Source organism: Candidatus Magnetominusculus xianensis, assembly GCA_001541255.1.
Classification (GTDB): Bacteria; Nitrospirota; Thermodesulfovibrionia; order Thermodesulfovibrionales; family Magnetobacteriaceae; genus Magnetominusculus; species Magnetominusculus xianensis.
Genome location: LNQR01000068.1, coordinates 23,076 through 43,500 on the forward strand (window position 1 = coordinate 23,076; position 20,425 = coordinate 43,500).

Genomic DNA, 20,425 nt, shown 5'->3' on the forward strand with positions numbered 1-20,425 from the left:
TCCTCCTAATTCTCCCTTTTCAACCACTGTAATGGATTTATCGGCTTCCCCTTATATCTTATCTCAAAATATATCCCCACGTCGTTTATTAAGCTCGACGTCCCTGCGCTTCCTATCGTAGTTCTCGCCTTCACTATATCGCCTGCCTTCGCAAAGATGGTACTAAGATTGGCATACACTGTATGATAGCCCATGCCATGACTCAATATTACCACCTGCCCAAGCCCTTTGAATACATCCGCAAACACCACCTTGCCATCGTACACCGCCTTGACAGCCGGGTCTTGTTCTGATGTTATATATATCCCGTTTCTGTAGACGGGGGTCTTAAACTGGGGGTCTTGGTGTGTGCCATATGGAATAGCCACATTGCCCTGTACCGGCCATGCCAGCTTCCCTTTCAGTGCCTTAAAGTCCTTGCCAGCACCTGATGCTTCATTTTCTTTCTTTGTCATCTCGTTTTCTTTCTTTTCTAAAAAGCCGGTAAAACGATTAGATGTCGCCTCCAGCTCCTTTAACATCGAGCTGTACAAGGCCTTTTCCTTTCTCACAGAGTGCAATATTTCCTCGCGTTCTCTTTTCTTTTGGGCAAGGGCTGCCTCAGAGTTTTTTAACTTCTCCGCCTTCGATTTCAACTGTGCAGCCAGTGATTGTAATTTCTTTTCCTTTTCAGACAACTTATTTGACAAATCCTGGTAAATCCACATTTGGTTATATTCACTGCCTGACATCTTCGACAAATACCTCGTTGTCCTCAACATATCGTAAAAACTCTCTATGTTTAACAGTATCACTATTTTGTCAACATCAAAGCCGCGGCGCTGTATGGCCTGCAGACGTTTCTTCAGTGAGGCACGTATTGTAATTATTGTCTTTTCAGTCTTTAACATATCCTGTCTTACCGCCTTTACGTTTTCCTCCAGCTCAACGACCTGTGCCTTTTCCTTTTCTATCTGGCGTGTGATCTGTTTTAACTCCTCATCCGCCTTTTCCAGCTCATCCAAAACACTTAGTTCTTTTTTCTCTGAACTTTCCAGTTTATCTTTATGGATTTTTATCTCTTCCTGTATCTTTTTATACTTGTCAGTTGCAACCTCAGCAAACACCTGCTCAAATACCATGCCCAACATCATCACTAACGCAACTGCCGTCAGCGCCGCCTTATACATTCTAATACTTAAGCCTTCCAAGCGCCAACACCGACCCGCCTAACCCTAACAACATCCCACACACCGGCAGCAAATACAAAAACTGCAGCGGTATGCTTATAAATGCAAACATCGGTATATCCGTTACCAGTCTCCTGAAGAAATAATGATAAAACCCCATCAGCATCCCAGACCCTAGTACCCCGCCAAATATGCCGATTATCGAGCCTTCCAGGAAAAACGGCGCCCTCACAAACCACCTCGTCGCCCCCAATAGCTTATATACCTCTATCTCATCCCTATGCCTGTAAAACAGTATCTTCACCGTCGTATAACATATAAACGTAACCGAACACACAAATATAATGCCTATACTAAGCCCCAATGCCCTCAACCCCCTCTTTAATGCGTAGATTGAGTCCATCAACAGCTCACCGTATTCCACATCCTCAACTGCCTTCATCGACTTTATCTTCTGTATCAGCCGCTTGACCTCATCTATGCGTATGCCTTCACTTTTTATCTTAACGTCAAACGAATCAAACAGTGGATTCTCTACAAATCCTTTCAGTATAAAATCGTCCTTTTTTAAGGACTTCTTTAGGTCGTCAAGGGCCTTTTCTTTTGATACAAATACTATAGACTTAACCGCCGGGTCAGCCTTTATAGCCGCCAGCACGGACTTGTTTTCCTCGCTTGTGACGCCTTCCTTTAGTATGACCATTACAGTAAGCCTCTCTGGAAGCCTGACCGTCAGTTTCTCCACATTATATACGATTATGGCAACGGCCACCAGTATAAATAACATTACACCTATGGACAGCATGGAAAGGAGATTCATCCACTTCTCTCTGACAATGCTCTGAAAGGCCAGCTTTAGTGAAAACACACCTATTCCTCCTCCTCATCCTTTAACTGCCCAGTCTCAAGCGTAAACACCTTTCTTGCCGTGTTTTTATAGAGCATCCGGTTATGTGTGGCTATCAATATGGTCGTGCCTTTGGCGTTTATCTGCTTAAATATCCTCATTATCTCTTTTTCATTTTCTTCGTCCAGATTTCCCGTCGGCTCATCCGCCAGCATTACAGTAGGTTCTCCCACAATTGATCTGGCTATGGTTATCCTTTGCTGTTCACCGCCTGAGAGGGTCAACGGGTAGTTATCCACCTTGTGTCTAAGGTTTACCATCTTCAGAACACTGTGAACACGTTCCTTGATTTCCCTTTCCATGAAGCCGCGGATTCTCAGTGTCAGCGCAATGTTGTCATATACCGTCTTATTATTAAGCAGCTTAAAGTCCTGAAACACAACCCCTATGTTTCTCCTTAGCAGCGGTATATAGGACGACTTAACATCCGCAGCATTACAGCCGGCGATAGTTATTGTACCAGTGTCGGGCTTATCGGCAAGATAGAGCAGCTTAAACAGTGTAGTCTTACCGGCACCACTTGGGCCGGTTATAAATGCCATATCCCCTCTTTCGACCTTCAAGGAGACATTACTCAGCGCCACTTGACCACCAAAGGTCTTTGACACGTTCTCTAATTCTATCATCTATAGCTATGCTTTCCGAACATACCGGATTTCAATATATCCACCACACACTATTATAACGTAATATTTACTTGTATTGGAAGGAGTTTAACCTTGCTTTCTAAAATATTTGTTTAAATTTCACCAAGCGCCCTTTTTCTCACAGCCACCGACTCTGCATGTGCATCAAGCCCCTCGTATCCGGCCATTGCCTCCACTGCCGAGGCGATATCCTTAAACCCCGCCTCTGTGAAATTAATCAGTGATGTCCGCTTTATAAAATCATATACCCCCAGCGGCGAAAAAAACCTTGCAGTGCCGTTTGTCGGCAATACATGATTCGGGCCTGCAGAGTAATCACCCAGCGGCTCTGCCGACCATTTACCTAAAAACACCGCACCAGCATTTTTTACCAGTTCCACATCTCTCTCCGGCGCCTTTGTCATTATCTCAAGGTGTTCAGGGGCTATTTCGTTCACACGGTCAAACATCTCTGTTGTGTCGGCGGCCATTATTATCGCCCCGTAGTTTTCCAGAGAATGTTGTACAATTTCTTTTCTTGATAGTTTCTCTATTCGCTCGGTCAGTTCTGCTTGAACCTTCCCGACCAGCTCCCTCGATGTAGTAACCAGTATAGACGATGCGTTTTCGTCGTGTTCCGCCTGACTTAACAGGTCTGCCGCTATGAAAGCAGCCTCAGCAGTCTCGTCTGCCGCTATCAATATTTCTGATGGCCCTGCAATAATGTCTATATCCACCGTGCCAAAGACCATTTTTTTTGCCGCCGCAACGTATGCATTCCCAGGGCCTACGATTTTATCTACCTTCTTAATCGTCTGCGTCCCATAGGCCATTGCCGCTATCGCCTGCGCCCCGCCAATGGCGTAAACCTCTGTCACCCCCACCGCCTTTACCGCCGCCATCACATAGGGATTGACCTGCCCGTCAGGGAACGGGACACAGAGGGCTATTTCCTTTACACCGGCTATCTGTGCCGGTATTACATTCATTAACACCGACGACGGATATGCCGCCTTCCCACCGGGCACATATACGCCCACCCTTTCAAGCGGCCTTATTATCTGTCCAAGCTCAACCCCAAGGGCATCCTTAAACTTCCATGAACGCTCAACCTGTTTTTCGTGAAAATGCCTTATCCGCTCTATTGATTTACTCAGGGCATCAAGAAAACTGCGTTCAGTCTTACCGGCATATTCTTCTATCGTTTCCTGTGATACCTTAAAGGTATTGTTCTGGAATCTGTCATACCTGTTCGTGTATAACTCAACCGCAAAATCACCGCTTTTTTTCACATGCTCTATGATAATTTTTGAGTCTTCAAGGACATCGATTCCAAAGTCCTCTGACCTGTCTCTTATGATTTTTATGAATTCCCTGTAGTCCCTGTCGTCTTCTATTATTCTCATCTAACTCCCCCTGTTATATTTCCCAGCATTTTTCCCAGCATTTACTGGGCCAGATATAATATAATAATAAGATTGAGTAAAAGTGGGCAGTCGCAGAATTGAACTGCGGACACGAGGCTTTTCAGGCCTCTGCTCTACCGACTGAGCTAACTGCCCACACAGCTATACTATAAACAATTTACTCTATGATATGTCAAGATTCAGTTTTTATGAAAAATATTAATAATATTTTAACTGCCTACTTTCCACCCGTTTTTACGGGTGTACTGCTGTATTTATCGTTTCCCATGCCGGATATATCTTTTTTGGCGTGGGTTGCCCTTGTCCCCCTGCTGTACACGATACTGCACTCTAACGGGCACAAATATTCCTTCAAGGCCGGTGCCGCCGCTGGCGTTGTATACTTCTTCCTGACTCAGTACTGGATATCACATTCGATACACAACTATGGCCGCCTGCCGCTTCCCCTGAGTTTATCTGCCGTGCTGCTCTTGTCTGCATATCAGAGTATCTATACCGGCTTGTTTGGCATGGCGCTTCATCTTTTTATAAAGAGGACAAAGGTTCCTGTATACATCTGCGCCCCTTCGCTTTGGGTGGGGCTTGAGTATTTTCGCGGCACACTGTTCACTGGTTTCCCCTGGTCTTTCTTGGGTTACACCCAGTACAAAGTCCTCCCCCTCATTCAGATTGCCGATATTACCGGTGTTTATGGCGTATCATTTCTAATCGTCTTTTTTAACGCCATCATCGCTGATTTCATTATTAAAGACAAAATATCATTCTTCAAGAGACTTATGCCATTTGCCCTGTTTGCCGTAGTTATAGCCGCCGTGTTGATGTACGGCTACAGGAGATTAAATATGTCTGTCAATTCTAAACTGGTCAGGGTAAGCGTCATCCAGGGCAATGTTGCCCAAGAGGCAAAGTGGGACAAAAAATTCACGGCAGACATCCTCAACTCCTACAAGACTATGACAAAAAAGGCTGCCGATGACGGTGCAAAACTCGTCGTCTGGCCTGAGTCCTCACTGCCATTTCTGTTTGGAAGTGATAAAGTACTTACCGAAGAGCTGATTTCATTCCAAAAGGGGCTTGGCATATATCTCGTCCTTGGCACCGACCTTGTCAAAGACTATGCAAACGGCAGATATACGCTTACTAACAGCGCCGTTGTGTTAGAGCCGGGTGGAAAAATACTTAATATTTATGATAAAATCCACTTGGTTCCTTTTGGGGAGTACGTACCGCTGAGGAATGTGCTGTTTTTCATAGATAAACTAGTAACCGGTATAGGTGACTTTAAGCAGGGAAACGCGCTTACCGTTGTGAAGACCCCGCTTGGGGACTTTGCAGCCCCTATCTGTTACGAAATTGCATTCCCCGAACTTGTCGGGGCGTTTTACAAATATGGCGGAGATTTTATTGTTACTATTACAAATGACGCATGGTTTGGGCGCACCTCCGGCCCGTATCAGCACTTTATAATGGCCGTGTTCAGGGCTGTTGAAAGCAGAAAACCGGTGGTAAGGTCAGCCAACACCGGCGTGTCCGGTTTTATTGACAGCACTGGGGCGATAACGGCAAAATCAGAAATCTTTGAGAAGGCTGTTTTAACAAAGGATATTTATACAAACCAGACTATTACGTTTTATTCGTTGTTTGGAAGTGTATTTGCCTATGTATGCAATGTAATAAACATGGCAATTATAGTAAAAATATTTAGAACAAGGAGAAGGCCGCAATGATTATCGAGATGGAATTAAAAGTCAAACCTCTGGAAGGAAAATTATCATACCTAAGAGGTTATCTTTGAAATAGATAATCTGCTTAACGAAATAAAGGCAATTGACGAGACACTCTCACAAAGCGGCACATGGTCGTCTTATGAGCGGCTTAATGAGCTTCAAAAAAAGAAATCGTATATCGAGGATGTTATCGCTTCTTACAACGATGTAGAGAATGATGTCAGATACTTGTTTGATTCGCTCTCTGTGCTTGGCGAAGAGGACGGGGAGTTGTTTGTCAAAGATATTGAAGAGAAATTAAAATCTACAGAAATCAAAATAGATAAACTTGAGCTTAAACACCTGCTTTCACATAAACTTGATATCAACAACGCTATCGTGGACATCCATCCCGGCGCCGGAGGCACTGAGAGCCAGGACTGGGCACAGATGCTGATGAGGATGTACCTGAGATGGGCAGAGAAAAACGGCTTTAAGGCAGATATTATCGATATTCTAAACGGTGATGAGGCCGGCATCAAGAGCGTCACTATTGCATTTAGCGGCCCATATGCCTATGGCTATCTGAAGCCGGAAGTAGGCGTGCACAGACTTGTGCGCATATCCCCCTTTGACTCCAACAAAAGAAGACATACCTCTTTTGCCGCTGTCCTGGTATATCCCGACGTGGAAAAAGATATAGAGATAGATATTAAAGAAGAAGACATACGAATCGACACCTTCAGGGCGTCAGGGGCCGGCGGGCAGCATATCAACAAGGTATCCTCTGCCGTTCGCATTACTCATGCCCCGAGCGGGATAGTGGTATCGTGCCAAAACGAGCGCTCACAGCACAGAAACAAAGAAAGGGCCATGAGCATCCTTAAATCAAGGCTTTATGAAATGGAAATCGCCGCTCAGGGAAAAAAGATGGAAGGAATCATCGGCGACAAAAAGAACATCCAGTGGGGAAATCAAATACGCTCTTATGTGCTTCAGCCCTACAGATTGGTAAAAGACCACAGGACAGGTTATGAATCTGGAAACGTCAATGCAGTCTTAAATGGAGAAATTGATGCCTTTATCAAAGAGTACTTATTCTGGAAGAAAACAGGGTAGTACTATTACTACTCTTTTTATATATATAAATAGTAGTAATAGTAGGGGGTGTTTGGAAGTTGGAAAGCGTATGGGATTGTCTGTAGAGCAGCTATTGGGGCGCGTTTGTCATGCTGCCAGCATGTTAATAGCTGTGTTGGTAAACTGTACTGTTACTGATAGTTATCCACATGAGTGTGCCGGTGTGACTTTATGAACAATATATCAAGGAGTTATAAAAGAAATATAAAGGAGTTATTAACAATTGTTAATAACATGTTAGTAACATATTTAAAACAGGCGGATTCAGGTGATATATGGATATAGGTAATACGTGGAAAGACTGTCTGGATTTTATTGAGAGAAAGATTGGAAGATCCACGTATGACCTATGGTTTAAGCCAATAAAGCTGCTTGAGTTAAAAGACAACGCAGCCATATTATCAGTTCCAAACAGGTTTTTTAGGGAGTGGATTGAAGATAATTACCCGCGCCTGATAAGCGACGCCTTTGAATGGGTGATGAAAGACAACATAAATGTCCAGTTTAAGGTAGACCATGAACCGGCGGCACCGGCGTCAGACAGTGTAAAAAAAGACGCGCTCACGCAGGCACGAAAGGCCAAACTTGCCAATCTTGCTGGCAAGGGGATATTTTTAAATCCCAAATACATATTCGAGACCTTTGTTGTCGGCCCGTCAAATCAATTTGTCCACGCGGCAGCCCTTGCTGTGAGCGAATCATTGGGAAAGACATACAATCCGCTTTTTATATACGGAGACGTAGGGCTTGGTAAGACCCATATAATCACTGCAATAGGAAACAAGGTAGCCGACATGCTGCCAAACGCTAATGTCATATATGTGTCATCAGAGCAGTTTACAAACGAGGTCGTCTCTGCTATCAGGCATGAGAAGATGAGCGATTTAAAGGAAAAATACAGGACGGTGGATATATTGCTGCTTGACGATGTGCAGTTCATAGCCAATAAGACGCAGACTCAGGTTGAGTTCTTTCATACATTTAATGCGTTATATGAAAAGCAGAAGCAGATTGTTATATCAAGTGACAGGCCGCCAAAGGAGCTTTCAGATATAACAGACAGGTTGAAATCCCGCTTCACAATGGGCCTGATAGCCGACATACAACCGCCCTCAGTGGAGCTGAAGATGGCGATATTGCAAAAAAAGGCCGAGGCACATAAGATAAACATGCCAGAGGATATGGTCTATTTCCTTGCGACAAAGATAAAGTCAAATATCAGGGAACTTGAGGGGTGTCTGATAAAGCTTGCCGCCCATTCAAACCTGACAGGAAGACCGATAAACGTATCTCTGGCAAAAGAGGTGCTTAAGGACATCTTTACAGATGAGACAAAACCGGTTACCACTGACAATATTCAAAAGGTCGTGTGCGATTATTTTGGCGTAAAGCTGCCGGAGTTAAAATCAAAGAAAAGGACAAAGGAGATAGCCATGCCGCGCCAGACTGCCATGTACATAACAAAAAAACTGACCGACATGTCTTTGGGCGACATAGGCAAGGCATTTGGCGGAAAGGACCATGCAACTGTGATATATGCCTGTAAGCAGATAGAGGCGAAAATGGAAAAAGACGAGGCGTTTAATAAAACGGTAGAGTATCTTATAAACAAAATAAAACCGTGAGGAGATTTTGAATATGATAGTGAAAGTATCGAAAGATGAACTTTATAAGAGGCTTGGAGATATTCAGAATATTGCTGAGAAAAAGACTACCATACCGATACTCAGCAACTTTCTCCTTGAGGTGTCCAGGGAAAAAAGCACAGTCTATGCTACTGACCTTGAAATGGCAATAGGCGAACCAATAGAGATAATAGAGATAGAAAAATCAGGGGTGATTTGTCTGCCGGCCAGGAAGATATTTGAAATAGCCAAAGAAGTTGCCGGTGATATTCACATAGAAGAAGACGACATGAACTGGATAAAGATGAAGTCTGGGAAGAGTTCATACAGGATAGCGGCACTAAACCCTGATGAATACCCTCACTGGCCGACGCTGGGCGATAATACAGGTTTTCAAATCAAAACTGAAAAGCTCGCAGACATGCTTGACAGGACAATATACTGCGCAGGTGAAAACGACCCGCGGTATGCACTCAACGGTGTACTGTTTCATGTGCTTGGCAAGGACAAGAAAATTATACTAGTCGGCACGGACGGTCACAGGCTGGCTGTCATATACTCAGATATGGAGATGGACACTGAAGAAGAAATAAAGGCCATATTACCCAGAAGGGCCGTGATGGAACTAAGGAGGCTGATAACCGGCCTGCAGGATGACATCAGGTTTGAGATAGCAAAAAACCACATAAGATTTTTTCTTGGAGAAAAGGTGTTTCTCACTAAGTTGATTGAAGGCACGTACCCGAATTATGAGCAGGTCATACCGGTGAATAACAATAAATCTGTAGTCATGGACAGGGAAGAGTTTACAAAGACACTGAGGAGGGTATCGGTAATCGGCAGGGAGAAAAGCCGTGTCGTGCGTGTGGATTTAGAGAAAGACCAGATAAACGTGTTTGCAACAGACCCTGAACTTGGAGAGGCGCAGGACGGGTTAAAAGTTGAGTACGATGGTGAGCCGATAACATTGGGTTTTAACTCAAGATATGTGCTTGAGGCCGTTGCTTCTATGAAATCACAAAATATTATCATGGAGCTTCTTGACACATTGACACCGACTTTGTTACTAGAAGAGGGTAACAAAGACTATAAGTGCGTACTAATGCCGATGAGAATATAGAGGAGGGGAGATGACTAAACTGACAAACAAAGAACTGATAGAGGAGCTGAAAAGGCGTTTTCAGGAAAACGAGAACGCACTCTTCGATTTAAAGGTCATGACGAAGAAGCTTGTGAAAATCAACAAGAAACTTGAAGACTCGGAGGCCCTTAAGAGCAATTTTCTATCTAATATCAGAAACGAGATAAATAACCCATTGACGGCAATATTAGGGCTTTCTCAGCAGCTTCTCAGCGCGTCTGAACTAGACTGCGACTCTGTTAAATCCATGCTGGCGCTCATTCACGAGGAATCCTTTAACCTGGACTTTCAGATAAAGAATATATTCGCGGCAGCCGAAATTGAATCTGGTGAGGCATCTCTGGGGGTTTCAATCGTCGATGTGGTTACTTTGTTAAACAATATAATCTCATCTTTCAAACATGCGGCAGAAACTAAGAATATAGATGTAGAAATGATTTATGACTGGCTTGGGGAAGAGGAACCTGCTATATTATTTAAGTCAGACCCTGAGAAACTCAGCGTAATTGTCTCAAACCTTTTGTCCAATGCGATAGAGTTTACCAATGAAAACGGCAAAGTAGAGATAAAGCTGTGGACAGATGGCTCTAATCTGAAAATCGATGTAAAAGACAATGGGATTGGTATGGACAACGCTGACTTAGAGATCATATTCGACAGGTTCAGGCAGCTTGAGACCGGCTCTACAAAGACGCACAAAGGGCATGGCCTCGGTCTTAGCATTGTAAAGGCAGTCGTGGATTTTTTAAATGGCACGGTAACAGTGTCAAGCTCAAAAGGTGTTGGCAGCCTGTTTTCAATTTCTATCCCCGAGGCCTCCGGGCCGGAAATGGAGGGATTCTCCAGCGAAGGCAACGAATTTATCTTTGATGATGACGAAGGGGAGAAATTCTAAACGTGAAAGAGCATTTTTTATATCCCGGCACTCTCTATGCAGACAAGGACCCGACTGCAGTTACTACGATATTGGGGTCTTGTGTGGCGGTATGTTTTTGGGACGTTGTACTAAAAGTCGGGGGGATGAATCACTACCTGCTCCCGCTGTGGAACGGTGAAGGTCTTCCATCGCCGAAGTTTGGTAACATTGCGATAACAAAATTATTGGAAAAGATGTTTTCCATGGGCTGTACAAAGAAGAATTTACAGGCAAAGATATTTGGCGGGGCAGCGCTGATGGCATCAAGCTCAGGGTTGTTAAACGTGGGAGAGAGAAACATTCTCACTGCGGAAGATGTATTAGCGGATGAGGGCATAAGAATCATCGCCTCGGATGTTGGTGGAAATCAGGGCCGAAAGATGATATTTCAGTCAGACACGGGCGGCGTTTTGATGAAGAAGGTTAAAAAATCTGTATAAATAAATCAGAGGTAAAATAATGGGTGATGTTCAGAAGGATACCGGTCTGGCCGGTATGCCGCCTAATGAGTTAAACATGAATGACTATCAGGCGGAATCAATAAAAATTCTTAAAGGTCTTGAGGGTGTGAGGACGCGCCCTGCCATGTACATTGGCTCAACCGGAGTTGACGGCCTGCACCACCTTGTTTACGAGGTAGTGGACAACAGCGTAGATGAGGCGCTTGCGGGGCATTGTACAAATATTGATATAATGCTGCACCACGACGGCAGCTGCTCAGTAATAGACAACGGCAGGGGTATCCCTACGAATGTCCACGCAGATGACCCCGAGGGCAGAACCGCCGCAGAGATAGTCCTGACGGAGCTGCACGCCGGGGGAAAGTTTGACTCCTCGGCTTATAAAATCTCTGGCGGCCTTCATGGAGTTGGCGTATCTGTGGTAAATGCCCTTAGTCAATGGCTGGAGCTTGAGATAAGAAGAGAGGGAAAGGTCTATCAGCAGCGCTTTGAGAGGGGTTTCCCCTGTGAAGGTCTTAAGCAGGTCGGTGAGACCCAGAGAAAGGGGACGAAGATAATCTTCAAACCAGACCCGGAGGTCTTTGAAACTACAGAGCTGAGTTTCGACATTCTGTCACAAAGGCTCAGAGAGCTTGCATTTCTGAACAAGGGCCTGAAAATCACGCTTGAGGATGAAAGGACTGACAAAAAGAATGAATTTATTTATTCAGGGGGCATAATCTCCTTCGTTGAGCATATAAATGTAAATAAAAGCGTCATTCAGGACAAACCCCTCTATATATACGGGGAAAAAGACGGCGTAATTGTAGAAATAGCGATGCAGTATAATGACGGCTATGCTGAAATGATATATTCCTTTGCAAATAACATCAACACAAGAGAAGGCGGCACACACCTGAGCGGCTTTAAGGCAGCGCTGACCAGAAGCACTAACACATATATATCCTCAACCGGCCTCCTGAAGACAGGCTCGCTCTCCGGTGAGGACGTAAGAGAAGGCCTTGCCGCAGTTATCAGCGTAAAGCTGCCCAATCCCCAGTTTGAGGGGCAGACGAAGATGAAACTTGGCAATACCGACGTCAAGGGCATAGTGGAGTCGATATCAAACGAGAGGCTTGCTGTGTATTTTGAGGAAAACCCCTCGGCGGCAAGAAAGATAATAGACAAGGCCGTACAAGCCCTAAGGGCGCGCGATGCGGCAAGAAAGGCGCGTGAACTTACGCGGAGAAAGGGCGCGCTTGAGGACCTTGGCCTGCCCGGAAAACTTGCCGACTGCTCTGAGAAAGACCCTGCCCTGAGTGAGATATTTATCGTAGAAGGTGATTCTGCCGGCGGCTCTGCAAAACAGGGGCGTAACCGGAGGTTTCAGGCGATACTGCCCTTAAGGGGTAAAATCCTCAATGTCGAGAAGGCCAGATTTGACAAGATGCTGTCTTCTGAGGAAATACGCATACTTATCACTGTGCTTGGCACAGGCATCGGCTCAGATGAGTTTGACATCGCAAAGCTGCGCTACCACAAGGTAGTGCTGATGACAGACGCCGATGTTGACGGCGCACACATACGCACGCTCCTGCTGACATTTTTTTACCGCCAGATGCCGGAGGTAATAGAACGCGGCTACCTGTATATTGCCCAGCCCCCGCTCTATAAAGTAAAAAAGGGCAAGACAGAAAAATATATTCAAAACGACGCAGAACTCCAGGACATGCTCTATGAGCTGGTTGCAGGCGAACTGGAGGTCTTAGTCCGGGGCGCCAGGATGAAGGGCAAGACCTTTCTGCCATATTTAAAGCGGCTTGTGAATTTTGAAAAACTCATAGAGTGGCACTCAAAGCGGCGTAAAGACCCGGAAGTGCTGAAATACCTGCTCAGGACAAGAGATTTAGAAATAATAATCAAAAACGAGGCGGCCCTTGCCAATCTGTTGTCGAAGCTGAAAACAGAACTGTCGGAGACAGAGACCGGCGAGATTGAATTTGATGCAGAGCACTTGAGCCACTCTGCCGCGATAATAAGAAAGTCAAACGCCTTGACCCTCAATGCGGAATTCATCCACTGCCCGGAGTTTAAAGAACTGAAGTCCTACTACACCATAGTAGAGGAACTGGGAGACCCGCCATATACACTCTGGTATCAGGCAGAGGAAGAGCAGTTTAATACTACTGGAGAACTCCTTGAGTTCATCATGAAGGCGGCCAAAAAGGGCTTGAACATCCAGCGGTACAAAGGTCTAGGTGAGATGAACCCCCAGCAGCTCTGGGAGACGACAATGGACCAGGACAGGCGCATACTGATTCAGGTGACCATAGAGGACGCAGTGCAGTCTGACGGCCTGTTTACAATATTGATGGGTGACCAGGTAGAGCCGAGGAAGGAGTTTATTACAAAACATGCCCTTGAAGCCCGAAATATAGATATATAATATAGATACTTAGGAGAGAGTGTAACTATGTCCACCATACAAGTAAGCATCGAAGAGGAGATGAAGGTAAGCTACCTTGATTATGCCATGAGCGTAATCATAGGCAGGGCGCTGCCAGAAGTAAGAGACGGCCTGAAGCCAGTACAGCGGAGGATTCTCTATGCGATGTTTCGCGAGGGGCTGCTCTCAACACGCAGGTACTCTAAATGTGCAGGCGTCGTTGGCGAGGTGCTAAAGAAATATCATCCCCACGGCGACAGCGCCGTATATGATGCCCTTGTGAGACTGGCCCAGGACTTTAACATGCGCTACCCGCTTATTGACGGGCAGGGGAACTTTGGTTCGATGGACGGCGACCCGGCAGCGGCGTACAGGTACACAGAGGCACGCCTTGCAAAGATAGCCGAGGAACTCCTGCGTGACATAGACAAAGAGACCGTGGACTTTATATCCAATTTTGACGAGACCACAGAAGAGCCGCTCGTCCTGCCATCTACTATACCAAATCTTATAATCAACGGCGCCTCAGGCATAGCTGTAGGAATGGCCACGAACATCCCCCCGCACAACCTCGGTGAGGTGTCGGCAGCGCTGATAAAACTGATTGACGACCCGGAGACAGATGTGCCCGGGCTGATGAAATATATCAAAGGGCCGGACTTCCCAACTGGTGGTATAATCTTTGGCCTTAAGGGAATAAAGGACGCCTATGAAACAGGGCGCGGGCAGATTCGTGTGCGTGCAAAGGCATCTTTTGAGCAGCGCTCAAGGGGTGGCGAGAGCATTATTATAGATGAGATGCCATATCAGGTAAACAAGGCCAGATTGATGGAGAAAATCGCCGAACTCGTCCGCGAAAAGAAGATTGAGGGCATATCAGACCTCAGAGATGAGTCCGACCGCGATGGAATCAGGGTAGTTATCGAACTAAAGAGGGATGAGATGCCCCAGGTGGTATTGAACAATCTCTATAAACATACGCAGATGGAAGTGACGTTTGGGATTATAATGCTGGCCCTGTCTCACGGGCAGCCGCATGTGATGGGCCTTAAGCGTATCCTTTCAGAGTTTTTGCAGCACAGAAGGGATGTTATTATAAGAAGGACGAAGTTTGACCTTAGAAAGGCCCAGGAGCGCGCCCATATATTAGAAGGACTAAAGATAGCCCTGGACAACCTTGACGCGATAATTAAGCTAATCAGGGCGGCCAGGACCCCGGACGAGGCAAGGCTGGGGCTGACTACACAGTTCCCACTGACGCTGATTCAGGCAAATGCGATTTTAGATATGCGCCTTCAGCGCCTAACCGGTCTTGAGAGAGAGAAAATCATAAGCGAATATAACGAGGTGATAAAAGAGATAGAGAGATTGACGGCAATTCTGGGCAGCGCCACCCTCATAGACCAGATAATACGGGATGAGCTGACTGAGATTAATGAAAAATATGCCGATGAGCGGCGCACCGAAATAGTCTCAGACATTCAGGAAATCTCTATAGAAGACCTGATTACCGAAGAGGAGATGGTCATCACCGTATCGCACAACGGTTATATAAAGAGAAACCCAATCTCTGAGTACCGCAGGCAGCGGCGGGGCGGCAAGGGGTCACTGAGCATGGAAACGCGCGAAGAGGACTACGTCAAGCAACTCTTTATTGGTTCTACGCATGACTATATCCTGTTTTTTTCAAACCTGGGCAGACTCTACACCCAGAAGATTTATCAGATACCAGAGGCAGGCCGTTCAGCTAAGGGTAAGGCTATTGTGAACCTGCTCCAGCTGCAATCGGGCGAGAAAATAGCCACAGCCCTGCCCGTAAAGGGTTTCGACACAGGGTATTTGATGATGTTCACTAAAAAAGGGATAGTAAAAAAGACCGAGCTGAAGGAATTCAGCAACCCGCGCGGTAAGGGCGTCATTGCCATAAACATAGACGCAGACGACGAGCTGATAGCCGTCAGGGTAACAGACGGAAAGTCGGACATACTGATTGGCAGCAGCTTTGGCATAGCGATTCGCTTTAACGAAGACGACGTAAGACCTACCGGCAGAAGCTCAAGGGGTGTAATCGGCATAAGACTCAAAGAAGGAGACGAGGCCGTTGCCGCCGAGGTCATCGAAGAGAGGACATCGCTTCTGACCGTTACGGAGCTTGGTTTTGGAAAGCGGTCAAAAACTAATGAGTACAATGTACAAAGCCGCGGTGGGCATGGAGTTATATCTATAAAGGTAACAGAGAAGGGCGGCAACGTCATAGGGCTGCTACAGGTAAGAGATGAAGACGAAATAATGATAGTCACAAAGGCGGGTAAGATGATTCGCACATCTGTTGACACCATCAACGTCATAGGCAGAAACACGCAGGGCGTTAAGGTCATGGACGTAGGTAAGGAAAACGCCATCGTCGGCATTGGCAAGGTTGCCGAAAAGGACAAGGAGTGATCTTAGCGGCACACTATGAGTAGGCCAGACACTCCGCCGTCACCACCTGACAACGCCAGCCCCATAGACTTAATCGTAAGAAACTATGTATTTATTCTAATATCGCGGGTACTGAGGATTGGCACAGGCTTTCTGCTGCTGTTTGGCCTTGCCAGGAGCCTTGGCGTCAATGACTTTGGTAATTTCATCTTTATAACCAACCTCACGGCAAGCATTATGAGCGTTGCGTTTTATGGCATCGGGCAAACACTGGTGCGAGAGGTATCGGGGGATCGTGAAAGGGCAGCGGTTTATCTGGGAATTGCCTTTAAGCTGCGCGGGTATGTTACGATTGCCGCCTTTAGTGCCCTTGTCATTATCTCAGTAGTTATGAAGGTTGACAGGCTTTTGTTCATTGCGATATTAATCGCATCGTTGTCTGAGATATTTCGTGCATTTTCTGATTTAGCGAAGGATGTCTTCAGGGCCTATGAGAAGATGCACTATGAGATGTTTATAACTACTATATATTCGGCGCTCGTGCTTGTGCTTGTCTCAATACTGATACTGTTCAAGGGCGGATACGCATACGTGATTGCCTCGATTTGCGCGGCCAACGCAGTGCAGCTCATTATCAGCGTGAAGATTATGTCCGGGAGATTTGCAAGACCGGCGCGTGATTTACCTAAAGACCTGTTTAAGACATTTATTGTGAATTCGTTCAGCCTGGGGATAGGGGTCTTGTTCGCGCAGCTTTTGGCAAGGGTTCCTTCGCTGTTTTTAAAGGAGATGAGGGGGGCAGCCGATGTCGCCTTTTTCGAGACCGGGCATGGGCTTATTATTCAAATCCTCATACTGAGCGAGATATTTGTTACCGTTTTCCTGCCCAGGTTGTCCATACTTGCCTCTGAGAGTGACTTTGAGAAAATCAAAAGCATGGGCAGCAGGCTCTTTAAGTTTTTCCTCTTGTTTTCGGTAAATGTCTCAATCGTATTTTTTATCTTTTCAAAGGAGCTTATCCAATTATTATATGGGGCAAAGTATGCGGAGTCAGGCAGTGTGCTGAGGGTTTTGTCTTTTGCCGTGGCATTTTTGTTTATCACAAACTTCATACACATATTTTTAATATCGCTGAAGATGCAGAAGGAGTTTGTGTTGTGTAATCTGGCGCCATTTATATTTGTCTCTGTGTCGATGTTATTTAGTGTACCGGCTTATGGATTTATGGGGGCGGCATTCTCTGGTATTTCGGCATATTTTGTCAGCTTTGCGCTGTCGTGCTATATAACTCACAGCAGGAGGATATTTAAAATACCGGCTGCCGCGGCGGTTAAGGTATTTATAGCTGCGGTTTTTGTTATAATAGGTAGTGAGGCAATTGAGGGTATGTGGCTGGTGGTAAGGCTTGCAGCAGCCATCACCGCGTATTTAATATTAATTATGGCCCTCGGTGTTATCGACAAGGAGGATAGGGCATTTGTTAGGGATACTGCTCAGAGATTAAACATTATGAAATATCTGAGAGTTTTCAAAATGGGGCCGCGCAGAAAATGCCCGTAATCAGCATATGAGTAGATTGACAGGGATTGTTAAGAATGCCGCGAAGTTTTTTTATATTTACCCATTTCGTATTGGTGTACGGCTGCTGCCGATTGGGACTTCATATACGGTGGGGCAGTTCATGGGTGGGGTGTCCTTTTACTTAAGAGGCAGGAAGAGAAAGGCAATTGAGCAGGAGGCACGCCTGCTTTTCCCTGATTCCGCGAACAAGGATATTGACTCAATGGTAAGGTTGACGTTTACGAATCTGTTCCAAAAAGAAATCGAGACATTTTTCTATCCAACGATGAATGAACAGAACATCGATGGCATCATCGGTATAGAGGGTATTGAACATCTCAACGCGGCAATTGCCGCCGGTAAGGGTACGATGCTGCTATTTGCGCACTTTGGGGCAAACCAGATGGTCATGCCGGCCATCGGTTACAGGGGATTTAAGATGAGCCAGTTAAGTGCCCCCGCTACTGTGTGGACAGAGATACTGGGCAAGGAACAAAACCTGATAGAGAGAAGGACAATGGAGATAAAATGGCAGTGTGAGGAATCGCTGCCCGTTCGGCATATCAACATATTCGGCTCATTAAAAGAGGCATTTCTGTGTCTGAGGAGAAATGAAATCCTCGGGGTTGCCATTGACGGCGGCAGTGGAAAGGAGCGGGCGGCAGTGGATTTCCTTGGCAAAAAGGCGCTATTTTCAACCGGTTCTGCCGAGCTTGCGCTTCGCACGGGCTGTACTGTCCTGCCCACGTTTGTTCTAAGAGACTCTAAGGGATATAACACGATGATAATAGAAGGGCCGCTGTCGGCACCGGCTAAAGACAGGCAGGGCAGACAGAGGGCAATCACTGCATTTATTCGTGAGTTTGTTGAGCGCCTGGAGCCGTATGTGCTGAGACACCCGTCTCACTACCTTGATTTTCTAGCCCTGCGTACATATATGGCTGGACTTGGAGACCCAGATTTTTTTGTTGAAGAACAGGTTGCCCCTGTAGTAAACATAAATCATTTATTGTGTGAGAGAAAGGTGAGTTAAGATGAGGGTATTACTAATAAGACCGCCATATACACGCCTCAAAGGGGCGGGGCAGGCACCGTACTTCCCCCTGGGGCTGGGTTACATTACATCGGTATTAAGGGAAAACGGCTTCGATGCAAATTTATACCATGCAGAAAATCCCCAAAAAGGAGATGACTCTCTCATCCCTGATGCAGACATCGGATTTGACCTGCGCTCAAAGGGCTATCGCAGGTACCTCGATGCCATAAACAATGACTCGCACTATGTGTGGGAAGAGGTTAGACAGACCCTGCGGGCATATAAACCTGACCTTGTGGGCATATCGCTCCTTTCGGTAGAGGTTGCCTCAGCGCTCAAGATAAGCAAGCTCTGCAAGGAGTACGATAAGGACTGCTATGTCTTATGGGGCGGTCTTCATCCAAGTTTTATGCCGGAGGAATGCCTGAGAAACGAGGAGGTCGATTTCGTAATCAGAGGGGAGGGCGAATATGCCTCACTGGAGCTGTGCAATACGCTGAAAAACGGCGGCTCTTTCTCTGAGATAAAGGGCCTGTCGTTTAAGAAAAATGCTGCCACAGTACACAATCCAATGAGAGATGCCATCGCTGAGATAGACAAAGTGCCGCCTCCGGCGCGCGATGCAGTGCTGTACCCGGAGTCCTTTGATTTTAAGTCCCTGGGCAGTATGATTGTCTCGCGGGGCTGCCCGTTTCGATGTACATTTTGTTCATCGCGCAATTTCTGGGACAAAAAGGTACGCCTGCGCACCCCTGAAAACGTAATCCAGGAGATAAAGGTGCTAAAGGAGAAATTTGGCACACGTTATATCATGTTCTGGGACGATTCCTTTACGATTAACAGAAAGGTGATTGAGCGCTACTGCCGGTCAATCATAGACTCCGGTCTGAAGATAAGCTGGAAGACGGCAACGAGGGCAGATTTAATCGACAGTGAAATCCTTGATTTGATGAAAAAGGCCGGCTGTGTAAAGCTGGAGATAGGGGTAGAAAGCGGCAGTGAGCGGATAAAAAAACTGATAAACAAGGATGTCTCAAACAAGCAGATAAAAATGGCGTTTGACTTGATTCAGAGAAAAGGGATTGGTGTTGGCGGGTTCTTTATGGCGGGGTTCCCTGATGAGACGATAGAAGACCTTACGGATACATTTAATCTGATGAAAGAGCTGCGGGCAGGTGAGCTTGCCTTTAACATATTTGACCCGATGCCAGGCAGTTCGGAGTACGATAAATGTATAGAGATGGGGCTAGTTGCACCAGCAGCGGATTGGAACAATTTCCCGTTCTGGCCGGATGCCTATTACGTAAAAAACATAAAACGGGAAGACTTCGATAAATATGTAAACACTATAGCCCACTGGCTCTACAACTACAACAATACCCTCTCGGTAAGGCTGAAGCGAAGTAAGCAGTACCTGCTGTTCATGCTGAAAAATGACCCTGCCTTTTTATTGTCAAAGGTAATGGCGTTTATAACCAGAAGGAGAAGAGTCCACAAGTTAAAGTCCGGGTCAGGGTGAGACAGCAGGCCGACCCTGCCTGTAAAATTGATTGATTTTATTGATAGTAATATGAAACAATAGCGTGGTTAGAGACATCATGGGCGGTTAGCTCAGCTGGGAGAGCATCACGTTCGCAACGTGGGGGTCGGGGGTTCGAATCCCCTACCGTCCATTACCTAAGGTGCAGATATTAAGTAATAATATTTCAGACACCCCCAAAATACGTCGTTCCGGTTAGTTATTCTGGTAACTGGCGCCGCGGCTTATTATGGTGGTGGATTTAGGGAGCTTGGGAGTGTTTACTAAGCGGATAGAGATGTGTTATAGTTATGCCTGTGAAAAAATATATCGCGTGGGGCTGCCA

At 46.0% G+C, this 20,425-nt stretch carries 15 protein-coding genes and 2 tRNA genes; 12 read left to right on the forward strand and 5 right to left on the reverse strand.

The window, feature by feature from the left end; genetic code table 11:
- Window positions 1-5: 5 nt before the first annotated feature.
- From ASN18_RS09585 to ASN18_RS09605, 5 genes are all read right to left on the reverse strand, one after another.
- Window positions 6-1,169: a murein hydrolase activator EnvC family protein gene (locus ASN18_RS09585; protein ID WP_085052529.1), complete on the reverse strand. Its 1,164-nt coding sequence runs from the start codon at window positions 1,167-1,169 to the stop codon at window positions 6-8.
- A gap of 1 nt (window position 1,170) precedes the next feature.
- Window positions 1,171-2,037, reverse strand: a complete 867-nt coding sequence (locus ASN18_RS09590; RefSeq protein ID WP_085052530.1) for a cell division protein FtsX — start codon at window positions 2,035-2,037, stop codon at window positions 1,171-1,173.
- 2 nt (window positions 2,038-2,039) lie between these two features.
- Complete coding sequence (gene ftsE, locus ASN18_RS09595) at window positions 2,040-2,702, reverse strand: cell division ATP-binding protein FtsE (RefSeq protein ID WP_085052531.1); 663 nt, start codon at window positions 2,700-2,702, stop codon at window positions 2,040-2,042.
- Window positions 2,703-2,815: 113 nt separating this feature from the next.
- Window positions 2,816-4,108, reverse strand: a complete 1,293-nt coding sequence (hisD, locus tag ASN18_RS09600; RefSeq protein WP_085052532.1) for a histidinol dehydrogenase — start codon at window positions 4,106-4,108, stop codon at window positions 2,816-2,818.
- Between the two features lie 83 nt (window positions 4,109-4,191).
- A tRNA-Phe gene (locus ASN18_RS09605) sits at window positions 4,192-4,264 on the reverse strand.
- Window positions 4,265-4,317: 53 nt separating this feature from the next.
- Between ASN18_RS09605 and lnt the strand changes: the two genes are divergently transcribed.
- From lnt to ASN18_RS09665, 12 genes are all read left to right on the forward strand, one after another.
- Window positions 4,318-5,856, forward strand: a complete 1,539-nt coding sequence (lnt, locus tag ASN18_RS09610; protein ID WP_236861648.1) for an apolipoprotein N-acyltransferase — start codon at window positions 4,318-4,320, stop codon at window positions 5,854-5,856.
- Window positions 5,853-6,954, forward strand: a protein-coding gene (prfB, locus tag ASN18_RS09615; RefSeq protein ID WP_236861649.1) for a peptide chain release factor 2 whose coding sequence is annotated in 2 segments (ribosomal slippage) — window positions 5,853-5,921 and window positions 5,923-6,954 — 1,101 coding nt in all. Because the reading frame shifts where the segments join, the coding sequence is not laid out codon by codon here. Before lnt ends, prfB begins: the two co-directional genes overlap by 4 nt.
- 296 nt (window positions 6,955-7,250) lie before the next feature.
- Complete coding sequence (gene dnaA / locus ASN18_RS09620; protein WP_085052534.1) at window positions 7,251-8,600, forward strand: chromosomal replication initiator protein DnaA; 1,350 nt, start codon at window positions 7,251-7,253, stop codon at window positions 8,598-8,600.
- 13 nt (window positions 8,601-8,613) lie between these two features.
- Window positions 8,614-9,720, forward strand: a complete 1,107-nt coding sequence (dnaN, locus tag ASN18_RS09625) for a DNA polymerase III subunit beta (RefSeq protein WP_085052535.1) — start codon at window positions 8,614-8,616, stop codon at window positions 9,718-9,720.
- 10 nt (window positions 9,721-9,730) lie between these two features.
- The gene (locus ASN18_RS09630; protein WP_085052536.1) at window positions 9,731-10,636 is read left to right on the forward strand and encodes a sensor histidine kinase; all 906 of its coding nucleotides are present in this window, start codon (window positions 9,731-9,733) and stop codon (window positions 10,634-10,636) included.
- Window positions 10,637-10,638: 2 nt separating this feature from the next.
- Window positions 10,639-11,097 carry a chemotaxis protein CheD gene (locus tag ASN18_RS09635; RefSeq protein WP_236861650.1) on the forward strand — a complete coding sequence of 153 codons (459 nt, stop codon included), beginning with the start codon at window positions 10,639-10,641 and terminating at the stop codon, window positions 11,095-11,097.
- Window positions 11,098-11,116: 19 nt separating this feature from the next.
- Entirely contained in the window at window positions 11,117-13,543 is a 2,427-nt protein-coding gene (gyrB, locus tag ASN18_RS09640; protein WP_306688866.1) for a DNA topoisomerase (ATP-hydrolyzing) subunit B, read from the forward strand.
- 27 nt (window positions 13,544-13,570) lie between these two features.
- Window positions 13,571-15,985 (forward strand): DNA gyrase subunit A, encoded by a 2,415-nt coding sequence (gene gyrA, locus ASN18_RS09645; RefSeq protein WP_085052538.1) that lies wholly within the window; start codon window positions 13,571-13,573, stop codon window positions 15,983-15,985.
- 15 nt (window positions 15,986-16,000) lie between these two features.
- Entirely contained in the window at window positions 16,001-17,524 is a 1,524-nt protein-coding gene (locus tag ASN18_RS09650; protein WP_085052539.1) for a flippase, read from the forward strand.
- 7 nt (window positions 17,525-17,531) lie between these two features.
- Window positions 17,532-18,557, forward strand: a complete 1,026-nt coding sequence (locus tag ASN18_RS09655) for a lysophospholipid acyltransferase family protein (RefSeq protein WP_085052540.1) — start codon at window positions 17,532-17,534, stop codon at window positions 18,555-18,557.
- 1 nt (window position 18,558) lies between these two features.
- On the forward strand, window positions 18,559-20,079 hold the full coding sequence (locus ASN18_RS09660) for a B12-binding domain-containing radical SAM protein (protein ID WP_085052541.1): 1,521 nt from the start codon (window positions 18,559-18,561) through the stop codon (window positions 20,077-20,079).
- Window positions 20,080-20,160: 81 nt separating this feature from the next.
- Window positions 20,161-20,233: transfer RNA gene (locus ASN18_RS09665), tRNA-Ala, on the forward strand.
- Window positions 20,234-20,425 lie beyond the last annotated feature (192 nt).

What these genes read in the sequence shown, in the direction of transcription:
- ASN18_RS09585 (WP_085052529.1), bottom strand. Translation starts at nt 1,169, where the DNA reads ATGTATAAGGCGGCGCTGACGGCAGTTGCGTTAGTGATGATGTTGGGC.
- ftsE (WP_085052531.1), bottom strand. Translation starts at nt 2,702, where the DNA reads ATGATAGAATTAGAGAACGTGTCAAAGACCTTTGGTGGTCAAGTGGCG.
- hisD (WP_085052532.1), bottom strand. Translation starts at nt 4,108, where the DNA reads ATGAGAATAATAGAAGACGACAGGGACTACAGGGAATTCATAAAAATC.
- lnt (WP_236861648.1), top strand. Translation starts at nt 4,318, where the DNA reads ATGAAAAATATTAATAATATTTTAACTGCCTACTTTCCACCCGTTTTT.
- dnaA (WP_085052534.1), top strand. Translation starts at nt 7,251, where the DNA reads ATGGATATAGGTAATACGTGGAAAGACTGTCTGGATTTTATTGAGAGA.
- dnaN (WP_085052535.1), top strand. Translation starts at nt 8,614, where the DNA reads ATGATAGTGAAAGTATCGAAAGATGAACTTTATAAGAGGCTTGGAGAT.
- ASN18_RS09630 (WP_085052536.1), top strand. Translation starts at nt 9,731, where the DNA reads ATGACTAAACTGACAAACAAAGAACTGATAGAGGAGCTGAAAAGGCGT.
- gyrB (WP_306688866.1), top strand. Translation starts at nt 11,117, where the DNA reads ATGGGTGATGTTCAGAAGGATACCGGTCTGGCCGGTATGCCGCCTAAT.
- gyrA (WP_085052538.1), top strand. Translation starts at nt 13,571, where the DNA reads ATGTCCACCATACAAGTAAGCATCGAAGAGGAGATGAAGGTAAGCTAC.
- ASN18_RS09650 (WP_085052539.1), top strand. Translation starts at nt 16,001, where the DNA reads ATGAGTAGGCCAGACACTCCGCCGTCACCACCTGACAACGCCAGCCCC.
- ASN18_RS09655 (WP_085052540.1), top strand. Translation starts at nt 17,532, where the DNA reads ATGAGTAGATTGACAGGGATTGTTAAGAATGCCGCGAAGTTTTTTTAT.
- ASN18_RS09660 (WP_085052541.1), top strand. Translation starts at nt 18,559, where the DNA reads ATGAGGGTATTACTAATAAGACCGCCATATACACGCCTCAAAGGGGCG.